This is a genomic window from Pontibacter deserti (genome assembly GCF_023630255.1).
GTDB lineage: Bacteria > Bacteroidota > Bacteroidia > Cytophagales > Hymenobacteraceae > Pontibacter > Pontibacter deserti.
The window spans coordinates 1,141,674-1,155,971 of sequence record NZ_JALPRS010000001.1 but is presented as its reverse complement, the minus strand read 5'-3'; the positions used below and the strand labels follow the sequence as shown (position 1 = coordinate 1,155,971).

At 44.0% G+C, this 14,298-nt stretch carries 12 protein-coding genes; 9 read left to right on the top strand and 3 right to left on the bottom strand.

Annotation, left to right across the window (positions count from 1 at the left end):
* Positions 1-122: 122 nt before the first annotated feature.
* From MJ612_RS05000 to MJ612_RS04990, 3 genes are all read left to right on the top strand, one after another.
* Positions 123-818, top strand: coding sequence for an ABC transporter ATP-binding protein (locus MJ612_RS05000; RefSeq protein WP_187030015.1), 696 nt, complete (start codon positions 123-125; stop codon positions 816-818).
* Between the two features lie 98 nt (positions 819-916).
* Complete coding sequence (locus tag MJ612_RS04995) at positions 917-3,484, top strand: ABC transporter permease (RefSeq protein ID WP_317233039.1); 2,568 nt, start codon at positions 917-919, stop codon at positions 3,482-3,484.
* 153 nt (positions 3,485-3,637) lie between these two features.
* Entirely contained in the window at positions 3,638-4,462 is an 825-nt protein-coding gene (locus MJ612_RS04990; RefSeq protein ID WP_187030013.1) for an SDR family NAD(P)-dependent oxidoreductase, read from the top strand.
* A 139-nt stretch (positions 4,463-4,601) separates the two neighbouring features.
* Here MJ612_RS04990 and MJ612_RS04985 read toward each other — a convergent pair whose 3' ends face one another.
* From MJ612_RS04985 to MJ612_RS04975, 3 genes are all read right to left on the bottom strand, one after another.
* Positions 4,602-4,964, bottom strand: a complete 363-nt coding sequence (locus tag MJ612_RS04985; protein WP_187030011.1) for a CoA-binding protein — start codon at positions 4,962-4,964, stop codon at positions 4,602-4,604.
* Between the two features lie 94 nt (positions 4,965-5,058).
* The gene (locus MJ612_RS04980; protein WP_187030009.1) at positions 5,059-6,636 is read right to left on the bottom strand and encodes an NAD(P)/FAD-dependent oxidoreductase; all 1,578 of its coding nucleotides are present in this window, start codon (positions 6,634-6,636) and stop codon (positions 5,059-5,061) included.
* Positions 6,637-6,912: 276 nt separating this feature from the next.
* A complete protein-coding gene (locus MJ612_RS04975; protein WP_187030007.1) occupies positions 6,913-7,878 on the bottom strand; it encodes a tryptophan 2,3-dioxygenase family protein in 966 nt (321 codons plus the stop codon).
* A 324-nt stretch (positions 7,879-8,202) separates the two neighbouring features.
* On the opposite strand from MJ612_RS04975, the gene sdaAB reads away from it, so the two are divergent.
* The 6 genes from sdaAB to MJ612_RS04945 all read left to right on the top strand — a co-directional run bounded on the left by sdaAB (position 8,203) and on the right by MJ612_RS04945 (position 14,197).
* Positions 8,203-8,880: an L-serine ammonia-lyase, iron-sulfur-dependent subunit beta gene (sdaAB, locus tag MJ612_RS04970; RefSeq protein WP_187030005.1), complete on the top strand. Its 678-nt coding sequence runs from the start codon at positions 8,203-8,205 to the stop codon at positions 8,878-8,880.
* A 22-nt stretch (positions 8,881-8,902) separates the two neighbouring features.
* Positions 8,903-10,357 carry a TolC family protein gene (locus MJ612_RS04965; RefSeq protein WP_187030003.1) on the top strand — a complete coding sequence of 485 codons (1,455 nt, stop codon included), beginning with the start codon at positions 8,903-8,905 and terminating at the stop codon, positions 10,355-10,357.
* A 6-nt stretch (positions 10,358-10,363) separates the two neighbouring features.
* Complete coding sequence (locus MJ612_RS04960) at positions 10,364-11,752, top strand: efflux RND transporter periplasmic adaptor subunit (protein WP_187030001.1); 1,389 nt, start codon at positions 10,364-10,366, stop codon at positions 11,750-11,752.
* A gap of 18 nt (positions 11,753-11,770) precedes the next feature.
* Positions 11,771-12,760, top strand: a complete 990-nt coding sequence (locus tag MJ612_RS04955; RefSeq protein ID WP_187029999.1) for an NAD(P)H-dependent glycerol-3-phosphate dehydrogenase — start codon at positions 11,771-11,773, stop codon at positions 12,758-12,760.
* Positions 12,761-12,886: 126 nt separating this feature from the next.
* Complete coding sequence (locus MJ612_RS04950; RefSeq protein WP_187029997.1) at positions 12,887-13,570, top strand: DUF2625 domain-containing protein; 684 nt, start codon at positions 12,887-12,889, stop codon at positions 13,568-13,570.
* A gap of 186 nt (positions 13,571-13,756) precedes the next feature.
* Entirely contained in the window at positions 13,757-14,197 is a 441-nt protein-coding gene (locus MJ612_RS04945) for a VOC family protein (RefSeq protein ID WP_187029995.1), read from the top strand.
* The last annotated feature ends 101 nt before the right edge of the window (positions 14,198-14,298 follow it).

Genomic DNA, 14,298 nt, shown 5'->3' with positions numbered 1-14,298 from the left:
TTTATACCTTATACTTGTTAAACATATAACGAACATAAACAGTTATTAAGTTTTAGCCAAACATCTGTTCATTTGTCTGCGTTTTTTACGGGCAATCAATTAATAATAACGAATTAGCTACTGTGTCTACAATACTCGAAATTCAACACCTGACCAAAACCTACGATTCCGGTGACCGCCACCTTACAGTACTACAGGATATTAACTTCGCGCTTCAGGCCGGCGACACCTGCTCTATAGTTGGGCCGTCTGGTAGTGGTAAAACTACGTTACTTGGTTTATGCGCAGGCCTGGACAGGGCAAGCTCTGGCTCAGTTATACTTAATGGGGTAAAGCTGGATAATATGAGCGAAGACGAACGGGCACAGGTACGTAACAAGTATGTGGGTTTTGTATTTCAGAACTTCCAGCTGATTCCTACTTTAACTGCTCTTGAGAACGTAATGGTGCCGCTTGAGCTGCGTGGTGAACGTAATGTGCAGCGACAGGCATCGGATTTACTTGCCCGTGTTGGTCTTGCCGAGCGGGCCGATCATTACCCAACACAGCTTTCGGGCGGGGAGCAGCAGCGCGTAAGTATAGCACGTGCTTTTTCTAACAGGCCAACTATACTTTTTGCAGATGAACCAACCGGTAACCTGGATGAAGAAACCGGTACGCGTGTAGAGCAACTGCTGTTTGATCTGAACAAAGAAGCTGGAACCACGCTAGTGCTTGTAACCCACGACCTGGAACTGGCCGAAAGAACAAACCGCATTATCCGCATCAAAGGCGGGCAGATTGTTTCTGATGAAGTAACAGCTTTAATTAGGAATTAAGGATTAGGCATAACTGGGGTATAAACTATAGTTATAAAGTCATCTCAGATTCCTGATTATTCAGTCATTCAAAATTCAATTATTAAAAGTTAGATCCTGTGTCTGATAACTATATTCATTTACCAGATAAACCTAAACTGAACCTGCGTTGGCTGCTGCTGATGGCGTGGCGCGACAGCCGTCGTAATCGTGGGAAGTTGGCGTTGTTCATCTCTTCTATAGTATTGGGTATAGCAGCATTGGTGGCAATCAATTCGTTCAGTGATAATTTACGCACCGATATTGACAAGCAGGCTAAATCCCTGATCGGAGCGGACCTGGTGATGGCGGGTAATAAGGTTCCGGAAGGCGAGATCAAAGCCCTGATCGATTCCATTGGAGGTGAAAGATCAGATGAGGTCCGGTTTGTGTCTATGGTATACTTCAATGCATCTCAAGGCACCAGGTTGGTGCAGGTAAGAGCGTTGGAAGGTGGTTTCCCGTATTATGGTGCCATCGAAACGCAGCCCACAGAAGCCAGCCGCAGCTTTAGAAAAGGCAGAAGAGCACTCGTAGATCATACCTTACTTTTACAGTTTAATACCAAGCCCGGAGATTCTATCAGAGTAGGTACGCTTACTTTTGAGATAGCCGGTGCCTTACATAAAATTCCAGGTCAGTCGGCTGTAACGGCAACTATAGCCCCGGCTGTTTATATCCCAAGAGAATACCTGGAGAAAACCGGGTTATTACAGAAAGGCAGCCGCATCAGCTATTACCATTACTTTAAATTACCAGCTAAAACAGATGCGGATAAACTGGTAAAAAAACTAGAGCCCCGGCTGGAAGAAGCCGGAGTTGCTTTTGATACAGTAAAGAGCCGGCAGGAGAGCACCGGTAAAGCCTATAGCGACTTAGCCAGTTTTCTGGCGCTGGTAGGTTTTGTGGCCTTGCTGTTAGGTTGTGTTGGTGTGGCGAGTGCTGTGCATGTATACATCCGCGAAAAGCTGGCTACGATAGGAGTGTTGCGCTGCATAGGTGTTAGCGGCAGACAGGCTTTCCTGATTTACCTGTTCCAGGTAATGGCAATGGGTTTAATAGGAGCTATACTAGGCGCTACACTTGGCAGCCTGATACAGTTATACTTACCGCAATTATTTAAAGCTTTCCTTCCGGTAGAAGTAACCGTGGATGTTTCATGGATTGCTATTTTAGAAGGAATTGGCATTGGCGTACTGGTATCTGTGCTTTTCGCACTCTTGCCATTGTTAACTATCCGCAATGTTTCCCCGATCATTACACTACGCTCCAGTGTAGAGCATCTTACTAACCAGAAAGATCCGTTACGCCTGGCAGTTTATGGGTTGATACTGCTGTTTGTGCTGGTATTTGCTTATTTCCAGTTAGGAACCTGGTTGCGTGCGCTGGCTTTTACAGGCGGTGTGGTAGTAGGGTTTATAGTTTTGGCATTGCTGGCACGAGGCATGATGTGGCTGGTAAAGCGTTTCTTTCCGGTAAACTGGGGGTATGTATGGCGACAGAGCCTGGCTAATCTTTACCGCCCGAATAACCAGACGTTGCTGCTGACTGTGTCCATTGGTTTAGGAACGGCCCTAATCGCTACGTTAGTACTTATGCAGCGCCTGCTGATCTCTGAAGTCGCTATTTCGGGCAGTGAGCATCAGCCTAACCTGGTGCTATTTGATATACAGACAGCTCAGAAAGAAGGCGTAGTTGATATGACCAAAGCTGCAGGTTTGCCAGTGCAACAACTGGTGCCCGTAGTTACCATGCGCCTAGAAGAAATGAAGGGTTTAACTGCAGCTGATGTGCGGGAAGACACTACGTTAGGTGTGCCTGACTGGGCTTTTACGCGCGAGTATAGAGTAACTTACCGCGATACGTTAATTGATTCAGAAACGAGTGCGGAAGGAGAGTGGCAGGGAGAAGTTTCAGCAGATACGGAAGTTATACCTATCTCGGTAGAAGAAGGTTATGCCGAAAGACTTAAAGTGGCACTTGGAGATACCATGATCTTTAATGTGCAGGGTGCTATGATGCCCACGCGTGTGGCTCACCTGCGAGAGGTAGAATGGAACCGGGTACAAAGTAATTTCCTTGTACTTTTTCCGAAGGGCGTACTGGAAGATGCCCCGCAGTTCCATATCCTGATGACACGTACCAGATCAGATCAGCAATCGGCACAGTTTCAACGTTCGCTGGTGCAGCGCTTCCCGAATGTTTCTGCGATAGACCTGGATCTTATACTTCAGACATTAGATGATATCCTGGGTAAAATTTCTTTTGTGATCCGGTTTATGGCTTTGTTCAGTATCAGTACAGGTTTGCTGGTGTTAATCGGATCTGTAAACATCAGTAAATTTCAGCGGGTGCAGGAGAGCGTTCTGCTGCGTACTTTAGGTGCCAGCCGCAAACAAATTCTTACCATTACAGCGTTTGAGTATCTTTTACTAGGTGCTCTTGCTTCGGGTACCGGAGTTGTACTGGCTGTTTTTGCAAGTTGGGCGCTGGCTGTGTTCAGTTTTGAAGTAAACTTTGTGCCTGTATTGTGGCCGCTTTTACCAGTGTTTATAGGTATAACTTTACTTACTGTTATAATTGGCATTTTAAACAGCCGTGGTATTCTGAGTCGTCCGCCATTGGAAGTGTTGCGCCGCGAAGTATAGTTTTGTCTTCACGCTGCTGCTTCTCTACATCACCCATTGTTAAACCATTTATACCTGAGTTTATACTTATGAAGTAACCTTCAGCTTGTTACTATGGTAAACTTATACTTCCGGCATTAGCAAGTGTGTTAATCAGAAGTATAAAATCAAACTATGAAAACAATGGAAGGAAACAATCAGAAGACGGTTCTCATTACAGGTGCATCCAACGGTTTCGGGATGGAATTTGCCAAACTCTTTGCAAAAGACAAGTATAACCTGGTGCTTGTAGCACGTAGCGGCGACAGATTAAGAGAGCTTGGCTTCAGTCTGCAGGATCAGTATCAGTTACAGCAGGTATGCATTGTGCAATCGGACTTGTCTCAGCCCGAATCGCCCCAGGAAATTTATGATGAACTGAAACAGAAAGGAATAAAAGTTGACGTTTTAGTAAATAATGCCGGTGTTGGGGTGCATGGCTTCTTCCATGAAACAGAGCTCGATCGTGAATTGGAATTGATACAGCTGAATATAACCAGTGTAGTACATCTAACAAAACTGTTCTTAAAAGATATGGTAGCCCGTAACGATGGCAAGATCCTTAACCTGGCTTCTATAGTTTCATTTATGCCATCTCCTTTAATGTCGGTTTATGCAGCTTCCAAGGCTTTCGTACTTTCCTTTACCGAAGCTTTACAGAATGAACTGAAAGACAAAAACATTACCATTACAGCACTTTGCCCTGGCGCGAGCGACACAAACTTCTTTAAGCAGGCTGATGCTGAAAATACACGCGCAGCCAACGGACCGCTTTCCTCACCCGAGGAGGTTGCCAAAGATGGATATACAGCCTTAATGAAAGGAGAGTCTCGTATAGTTTCCGGCATGATGAACAAAGTACAGGCGGGGGCCTCTAACATTTTGCCGGACAGTGCACTAGCCTCTACAATGCGTTACCAGATGGAAGAAAAGCCGGCTACTCCGGAGAGTAAACTATAAAACCAGTGAAAACAAAAAAGGGATCTTGTTCAGATCCCTTTTTCTTTGTTAAACATAAGACAACAAATGCCATCTGCTTAACTTACATTTATTTATACGAATTACTTTTTTGCTGGGTTATACTTTACCCTGAAAAAATTTAATATGTGCTGCTTGCCAACATTACCAGCGTACAATGATGCATTGTTTCAATTCCGTTATCTTCGGCAAGTTGCTCAAGTTCGCGGTTCTCGGTGCCCGGGTTAAAAATAATACGCTTCGGTTTCAACGAAATAATATAATCATACCAAACCGGCTGGTTTTGTGGCCCAACATACAAGGTAACAGTGTCCACGTTATCAACTTTCTGTGTTTTATCTGTTATGATCTGAAGCCCGTTAACAGAAGCATTTTTGATGCCCACCGGCACCACTTCATGGCCATGCTCTTTTAGCCGGTGTACAGCTTTATATGCATAGCGGGAAGGATTATCGGTAGCTCCCAAAACTACTGTCTTTTTCATAGTTATTACTTTAAGTAAAACAAAGTATACGCTTTATTTACAGTTAGTTTTATACTTTAGTTTTAAACCAAATGAATCTAAAGCCGGTGCAATATTATAGTGCCCTTTTTACTTTTGCCGCAATCATTTCAGCACAACGTTCACCATCCATCGCTGCCGATACAATACCGCCTGCATAACCGGCACCTTCACCACAAGGATATAGATTCCTGATCTGCACATGCTCCAGCGTTTCCCTGTCGCGCGGAATACGCACCGGTGACGAGGTACGGCTCTCAACACCAACTATCTGGGCATTATTACTTAAATAACCACGCATCTTGTTGCCAAACCCTTTAAAGCCTTCACGTAGCCTGTAAGCCATGTCCGGCGAGAACAGCTCATTCACATCTACAGAAGCAAGGCCAGGCTGGTACGATGTTTCTAACAAAGAGCTGCTTACTTTGCCACGGGTAAAATCCTGTAATAGCTGGGCAGGAGCAACCTGCGTACCCCCAGCCATTGCGCATGCTTTCTGCTCTAAAGCCTGTTGCATACGCAAGCCAGCCAGCGGACCATATTTATCCAGCTCCATATCTTCCAGCTCAATAGCCACCACTATACCGGAATTGGCAAATTTAGAGTCGCGGCGGCTCGGCGACATACCATTAACCACCACTTCGCCGGGAGCAGTTGCCGAAGGAACTATAAAACCACCCGGGCACATGCAGAAAGAGAAAATGCCGCGTTGCCTGTTGTTGTAAACCGTTTGCTGAACCAACGCATAAGACGATGCCGGCAGGTAAGGCCCACGATCCTCACACTTATACTGAATGCTGTCTATCAGGCTTTGCTGGTGCTCTACGCGCACGCCCATGGCAAAAGGTTTGGCTTCTATAGTTACACCAGATGCATGCAGCGTTTCAAAAATGTCGCGGGCGCTGTGGCCGGTAGCAAGTATAACAGACTCTCCGGTATATTCCTGCCCATCCTGCGTTACCACGCCTTTCATTTCGTCGCCTTCAACTATAAAGTTGATCACGCGCTTATCAAATAATACTTCACCACCAGCTTGTCGCACTGTTTCGCGTATGGCTTCAATAATCTTAGGCAATTTGTTGGTACCGATGTGTGGGTGCGCATCAAAAAGTATATCTGGCGTAGCGCCGTGCTGCACAAAAATCTGAAGTATACGGAGCAGATCGCCACGTTTTTTAGAACGGGTGTATAGTTTGCCATCCGAGTAGGTACCGGCACCCCCTTCCCCAAAGCAATAATTAGAATCCGGGTTAACAACATGCTCTTTGTTGATGGCAGCCAGATCACGGCGGCGGCTTCTGACATCTTTGCCGCGCTCCAGCACGATGGGTTTCAGTCCAAGCTCAATACAGCGCAAAGCAGCAAATAAACCTGCCGGACCGGCACCAACTATAATTACCTGCTTCTCCTTAGAGACATCTTTGTACCTATAAACCGGCGAAATAATATCTGTAGGAGGAGTATCTAAGTATAGATCGGCTTTAACACGTACCAGTACCTGACGGCCGCGTGCATCTATAGATCGCTTAATGCGGTGCAGGTATTTAACATCTTCAGGACGAAGTCTGGCACTTGTAAGTAATTCGTGTTCAAGTTGAGCAGCATCAAAAGCTACCTCAGGAGCCAGTACCAGCTCGAGTTCTTTTTTTCTCATGTAGTTAGGTAAGGTAGTTAACCTTAAACTCTTTAATTTAATTGTTGAATGGCTGAATTGTTAAATTGTTAACTCAGCTATAGTTTTATGATAACACAGCAAAGGTAAAGCAAATTCAATAGACAATAAAAAAGACCTCACAGGCTTGGCAAACACTGTGAGGTCAATCTTAAATTGTTTGCCATCGACGATAGGAGAGATCTGATTCAACTATAAGTTGTATTAGATTTCTCGCACAGGCTCGAAATGACAATTAAACAATTTACCAATCAGCCATTAAATTTCTCCGTTCAGTACTCTGTCTACCCATCCTTTACCCCATTCTTCAATTTCCTGCTCGTTGAATAGTTCTGGGTAAAAAATGCGCTTCTGGAACTTTGGAGGCAGGTATTTCATCCAGTTGGTTCCGCCGGTTGCTGCAATTACATCCGGGTCGCGCTGCAAATAACGAACTGCAGATTTATAGTGCATCAGCGGCCAGTTTACGTTCACGTTGCTGTCAAGGTCGCGCATTTGTTTTTTAAGCCTTTCGTTTTGCTGTTCTTCTTCAGGCAGGCGCTTATAAACGCTCCACACATTCTTATGCTCATACTCCTTTGCAAAGGCAATTAACTGGTCTGTATACTTTTCCTCAAAACGGATCAGAGTAAGTGTTTTAGCTCCGGATGCAACCTCTGTAGCACCTTCTTTCCAGTAAATACAGCCAATCATTTCTTCCTGTGTGCTCTGCAAACCAAGTACAGCACGCTTGTCTTTAGCCACCAGATTTCTTAGATCTGTAGAAGCGATTTCGATTAAACGGTACTGTGCCGACTGGAAACCACTTGCCGGCATCAACGCCATCCGGAACTGCAGGAACTGCTTCGGATCCATGCCATCCACCATCACATCAAACGAATTGATCAGGTTATCAAAATACCGGTTTATGCGCTTTAAGCGTTTAGTTAATATCTCTGCAGTAATTGCCTTGTCTTCACCTATTTGTCTGTACTCTTCCAGGCAAAGCTTAAAGTATAGCTCCGTTATCTGGTGATACATGATAAAGATCTTTTCATCCGGAATAGTGGTGCGCGGGTTCTGCAGGCTAAGCAGCGTATCCAGGTGGATGTAATCCCAGTAATTCAGGAAATCCGTGTGGTAAAGGCCTTCCAGGTATGCTGCCAGATCCTGGCCTAAAGGCACATACTTTTCTTCCAGGCGCTTTAATTGTTCGAGCACTTCTGGTTTAAAGTTGTAGTCCATAGTTGGTTATATTGGTGAGATGCACTTTAAAATTGCAAAGTAAGAAAATCCGGTGGCTCCAACATGTCATTTATTAAATATTATCTGTTTCTCTTTAAATTTTACGTGCTAAATAAGCAGCTAGTCCGGAATTATGAGCATTTGCCAAGTATAGCAGCAATTTCAGGCACACTGCACAAGTGTTTGTGGAGCAGGCAGGGGAGTTCGTATAGCTAGAAGTATAGTTCGTAGAAATAAGCCTATTTTATACCTTCCTTGCTAAAATACTGAGAGTTTATTTATAAATTTGGTTTTTACGATATTTTAGTAATACGCTTACCTATTATGGCCGAAAAAAGCAGTGTTTTTGATATGATTGGTCCCGTAATGATCGGTCCGTCCAGTTCGCATACAGCTGGTGTGGTACGCATCGCCAGAGCCGCTATCCGTATACTTGGTGCCGCTCCCGAAGAAGCCACTATCACTTTCTATAATTCCTTTGCCCGCACTTACGAGGGCCACGGCAGCGACCGGGCTATAGTTGCCGGCCTGCTTGATTTTAAAACAGATGATAAACGCATAAAAGAAGCTTTTGAACATGCAAAAGAGCGTGGCCTGAAGTATACTTTTAAATCGGTAGGCAATGCCTCTACCATGCACCCGAATACCATAAAGCTTAATCTGAAAGCACAGGGCCGTGAAGTAGAAGTTATAGGCCAGAGCCGTGGCGGTGGTGTGATCCAGATTGTAGAGGTAGATGGCTTTACGGCCAGTTTCTCTGCTAACCTACATACGCTTATAATTGATGCCGACGATGTAAAGGGAAGTATAGCTTTTATCGCCTCTGTTATTGCGCACGACGATTGCAACATAGCTACCATGAACGTGTCAAGGAAAGGAAAGAATGAGATGGCCCGCCAGTTTATCGAAATGGACTCAGGTATAAAGCCAATTACCCTGGAATACCTGAAACAGCTGAGCTGGGTAAAACACGTGGTTTATATTCCTAATATTGATCTATAACCGACCCTTAATACCTAAAACTATGAAGAAATCTACTAATTTGTTGCTAACCCTTGCCTTGGGTTCTATGCTGTTCTCAGCACCAGCACTTGCGCAGGACAATCCCGGCGAAGGCGGCTGGACGCTACCCGAAGCCATTGAATACGCCAAAAAAAATAACCTGCAGGTAAAGCAAACCCGCATTAACCGCGACGTAACCGCAATTGACCTAAAACAGGCCAAGCTGGATCGTTTGCCTAGTTTAAACGGATCTGCACAAAGCGCATTCAGCTCTGGTACAACCGTTGACCCAACAGTACAAGAGCTGCGTGTTAATGAATATACTTCGTTAGGTATTGGTGCAGATGCTTCTGTACCGCTATTTATGGGCTTACAGCAAACCAACCTGATCAAACAACGTGATCTGGACCTGCAGGCAAGTGAATTTGATATTCAGTCAATTCAGGATGATATCTCATTACAGATCATCACTTCTTACCTGAATGTACTGTTTGCTGAAGAGTTAATTAAAACAGCAGAACTACAGCGCGGCACAACGCAGCAGCAACTAGACAGAACCCGGATCTTGTTTAAAGCAGGCAGCGTGGCGGAAGTGGCTGTTTTGGACCTGGAATCACAACTAGCTACCGACGACTTAGATATCATTACTGCTAGAAATCAGCGGGATATTTCCCGCCTGTCACTTATTCAACTTTTAAACCTGGAAAGTGACCAGGCACGTGACTTTGAGATAGTGATTCCTGAAGTACCGGAACCAGATCAGTTGCCAGTGCTTGTAGAACCTGCGCTTGTTTATGATGCAGCCCTGCAAAACCAGCCTGGCGTAAGAGCTGCTGATTTAAGAGTTATGAGTGCAGACAAGGGATTAGCGATTGCCCGCGGTGCCTACTATCCAAGACTCTCTTTGAATGCAAATGTAAACTCCTTTTATAATAGCGAGAATCCATTATTTGAGAATACTGGAGAGTATAGACCTATACAATTAGGATATAGTAATCAAGAAGGAACAGAAGCAATCATTTACTATGTCCCTAAATTAAATGAAATAGACTATCCACTAGGTGAACAGTTAAAGAATACGATTGGTAAACAGATTGGCCTTAATTTAACAGTTCCGATATTCAACGGTTTGCTTGCCCGCAATAATGTGCAGCGTGCCAAGCTAGGGCAGCTAAACGCCAAACTCAATGCTGATCTGGAGCGCAACCAACTTCGCCAAACTATAGAACAGGCGTATGTAGATGCCCTTGCCGCACAGCGCAAGTATACGGCAGCCAAGCAACAATTAACTGCTCTCGAAAAGAGCTATAAAAACGCGGAGCTGCGCCTGAATAGCGGCGTGATAAATACTGTGGACTTTTATGTAATAACCACAAACTATCGCACAGCCCAATCAAACTTAATTCAAGCCAAATACGAGTATACTTTCAAGCTTAAGGTACTGGACTTTTACCAGGGTAAAGAAATCACTTTATAAACAATCATGGCAGCTAAAAGATCGAAACGTCTCATTCCCATTTTAATTACAGTATTAGTAATAGCAATTGTACTTATAGTTGTAGCTAAAAAAGCCGGCTGGATAGGTAAGGAAGAAGGAGTGGAAGTAGTACTGTCGGATGCTAAAAAGACAGAGATAGTTGAAAAAGTAAGTGCTTCCGGTAAAATACAGCCAGAAACAGAAGTTAAGATCAGCCCGGATGTGTCGGGAGAGATTATAGAGCTGAACGTGGAAGAAGGCGACTCGGTGGTAAAAGGCCAGTTGCTGCTCCGTATCCGCCCTGATAATTACCAGTCGTTTGTAGATGCGCAACAGGCTACCGTTAATTCTTCCAGAGCTCAGTTATCTCAGGCAAGAGCACGTTTGGCACAGGCGCAGGCTAACCAGGTACAGGTAGCGCAGGCGTATGAGCGCAACAAAAAACTGTTTGACCAGAAAGTAATCTCTGATGCAGAATTTGAGCAAAGCAGAGCCGCTTATAACTCCGGTAAGCAGGAAATAGAATCGCTGAAGCAAAGTATACGCGCAGCTGAATTTGGTGTGCAGAATGCGCAGGCATCGCTTAAAGAAGCCCGTGAAAACCTGAGCAAAACGACCATTTATGCCCCTGTAAGCGGAACAGTATCTAAACTGAATGTAGAGCGCGGTGAGCGTGTGGTAGGTACATCGCAGATGGCCGGTACGGAAATTATGCGCATCGCTAACCTGAACAACATGGAAGTACGCGTAAATGTGAATGAGAATGACATTATACGTGTAGCGCTTGGCGATTCGGTTATAGTTGAAGTGGACTCTTATACCACCCGCGATGAGAAGTTTAAAGGTATAGTTACAGCCATTGCAAATACAGCCAAAGATGCCACTACCCTGGAAGCTGTAACTGAATTTGAAGTTCGTATCCGCTTGCTGAATGAGTCTTATAGACACTTATCATCTAAAAGTGCCCGCCCTTTCAGACCGGGTATGACCGCATCAGTAGATATCATCACCGAACGTAAAAGCAACACTCTTTCTGTGCCTTTGTCGGCAGTAACAACACGGGCCGAAGAAGAGAAGAAAAATAAGGTAAATGAAGCCGGCCCTGCCCAGCAAAATGACGAGGAAGCAGAGAAGCGCGCTGCTGTAAAAGTAGACGAGATCGTATTTGTTTACGATGCGGCTACCAATACTGTAAAAGCGCAGAAAGTTAAAACCGGCATCAGCGACTTTGATAATATAGAGATCATCAGTGGCGTGAAGCCAGGTCAGAAAGTGGTTTCAGGTCCTTTCAGAGCAGTATCTAAAACACTGAAAGATAAGAGCAAAGTAATTGTAAAAGACCCAAAAGAGATCAGCAAAACAGAGGCTGATAAAGAGGAAGGCGAAGAAGAATAAGGTACTAATAGCATAACATTGGAAAAAATAGCCGTTATAGGTGGAGGCAGTTGGGCAACGGCCCTTGTCAAGATCTTATCTGAAAATAAATCACAGGTACATTGGTGGATGCGCAATAAAAACGATGTGCAGCACCTGATCAACTATAAGCATAACCCGCGCTACTTAAGCGGGGTATCTTTCGATCTTAATTATGTAAAGCCAAATGCAGACATACAGGCTGTAGTGGCCGCAGCAGACTGGGTTATACTTGCTGTTCCGGCAGCTTTTGTAGAGGAAGCAATTGCCGATCTTCCGGAAGATGCTTTACAGAACAAAGTGGTTGTTTCTGCTATAAAAGGGATGATTCCGGATGAAAACATTCTTATTACAGATTATGTAGAACAGCATTTTAATGTTCCGAACAGCCACCAGTTGGTAATTGCCGGCCCGTGCCACGCCGAAGAAGTTGCCCTGGAAAAACAATCATACCTTACCATCGGCTCGCATGATATAAAAACTGCTGAGCATTTCTGTGAGCTGCTCCGAAACCGCTATGTAAAAGCCAACCCGCTGGATGACCTGGATGGTATTGAGTATTGCGCTGTAATGAAAAACATTATTGCACTGGCCTGTGGTATTGCGCGTGGCCTTAACTATGGCGATAATTTCCAGGCGGTGCTTGTATCAAATGCCATGTTTGAGATCGAGCGTTTCCTGGATACCATGATGCCTCAGCACCGATCATTAAGCGGCTCCGCATACTTAGGCGACTTATTGGTAACTGCATACTCACAATTCAGCAGGAACCGCACCTTTGGTAACATGATCGGCCGTGGCTATTCTGTAAAATCGGCACAGGTAGAAATGAACATGGTAGCTGAAGGTTACTATGCCGTGAAAAGCATTTACGAGCTTAACAAAAAGCTTAACGTAGATATGCCGATCACTAATGCTGTGTACCTTATACTTTATGAGCGCATCTCGCCAGGAGTCGAGTTTGAAATTCTGAAAGATAAGCTGAAGTAAGGTATTCTATTACGTCTATAGTACAGATAAGCGTATGTTTTCGTTTATCTACTAGTTGGCATTAACCTAAATCATAAATTGAAAAAGATAGTTGTATCCACATTTCTGCTTTTATCTTCTTTAACTATGGCTAATGCACAGAGCGGTAGTTCTCGCCCTTTATCAGAACTTCTAGACAAAGAAGACTCAGGATGGGCTTTAGTGCAGGACTGGTTAAAAGAAGCGAGTAACAAAGTAGAAGTTCTGCCTAAACAACAGCAGAAGGCGGAGAACGCTCTGTTACAGTTGCAGGTTACTACCCGCTCACCGATGGGAGCAATCGTTTATGAATCTGGCGGAATACTGGTTGATGATGGTTGGATACGCATCTTAGGCTCAGGTTCTGAGAAGCTTGACAGGAGCATCATGGAGTGGAACAGGGGGAAGTCTTTTACAAATGATAGAGAACAGCCCTCTTTTCTTTTGATAGCTGATGATGTGCTTGGTGGTTTCTTCGCCATCAACGCGGGAGCATTCAGGCAGGAAGAGATAGGTAAGGTATTCTACTTTTCGCCTGACAATCTGGAGTGGGAGTCATTAGGAATAGGTTACTCTGATTTTTTATCTTTTTGTTTTGCAGGTGACATCAACGAATTTTATAAAGGGCTCAGGTGGGAAAACTGGAGAGAAGAAGTAAAAAAAGTTGATGGTAAGAAAGGCATCCATTGTTTCCCTTTTCTCTGGACAGCAGAAGGTAAGGATTTGAATAAGGTAAGTAGAAGAGCTGTGCCTATGCAAGAGCTTTGGAATCTATACATGGAACAGAAGTAATAAAAAGGCACATGCCAACAAGGTATACAAGTCATACTTCGGCTACGCCTCGTTCGCCTTTTACACAAGCCGTTATTCATCTGCTTAAAGATAACACAACCTAAAAAATAGAAAGTCGAATTGATTATTACTTTTAGGACACTTCAATTTTACCAGTTCTTATAATTTGTAACCCGACATATAAAAATGGAAGAGAAGATAAATCAGAACCAAGGCACAGCTTCAACTAACGACACAACCCCTAAGGTAACCGGAATTGGAGGGATTTTCTTTTTCTCTGACAATCCGCAGGAAACAAAAGAATGGTATGCCCAAAATTTAGGTCTTGAGGTAAATGAATGGGGAGCAACTTTTGAATCACGCAACACTGACAGTCCTGACGAGATAAATTATCTACAATGGAGTCCTTTCAAAAAAGGAAGTGAATATTTTGCGCCTTCAAAAAAGGAATTCATGATTAACTACCGTGTTCAGAATATTGAAGGCCTTGTAGAGAAACTCAAAGAAAACGGAGTAACTATACTTGACAGTATTTCGACCTTCGACTATGGAAAATTTATCCATATTATGGACACTGAAGGTAACAAGATTGAACTATGGGAGCCCATTGACAGTAAGCTGAACTAAGCTGTCAAAAACTAAAAATATACGTTCAAAATTGTATATTATAATTGCTTCTAACTAAAAGCCGACCAGCCAACAAAAACAGCAGGATCTTAAAATTTAAA

Coding starts and splice junctions, on each gene's coding strand:
- MJ612_RS04950 (WP_187029997.1), top strand. CDS start 12,887: ATGGCTAATGCACAGAGCGGTAGTTCTCGCCCTTTATCAGAACTTCTA.
- MJ612_RS04990 (WP_187030013.1), top strand. CDS start 3,638: ATGAAAACAATGGAAGGAAACAATCAGAAGACGGTTCTCATTACAGGT.
- MJ612_RS04965 (WP_187030003.1), top strand. CDS start 8,903: ATGAAGAAATCTACTAATTTGTTGCTAACCCTTGCCTTGGGTTCTATG.
- MJ612_RS04980 (WP_187030009.1), bottom strand. CDS start 6,636: ATGAGAAAAAAAGAACTCGAGCTGGTACTGGCTCCTGAGGTAGCTTTT.
- MJ612_RS04985 (WP_187030011.1), bottom strand. CDS start 4,964: ATGAAAAAGACAGTAGTTTTGGGAGCTACCGATAATCCTTCCCGCTAT.
- MJ612_RS04960 (WP_187030001.1), top strand. CDS start 10,364: ATGGCAGCTAAAAGATCGAAACGTCTCATTCCCATTTTAATTACAGTA.
- MJ612_RS04975 (WP_187030007.1), bottom strand. CDS start 7,878: ATGGACTACAACTTTAAACCAGAAGTGCTCGAACAATTAAAGCGCCTG.
- MJ612_RS04945 (WP_187029995.1), top strand. CDS start 13,757: ATGGAAGAGAAGATAAATCAGAACCAAGGCACAGCTTCAACTAACGAC.
- sdaAB (WP_187030005.1), top strand. CDS start 8,203: ATGGCCGAAAAAAGCAGTGTTTTTGATATGATTGGTCCCGTAATGATC.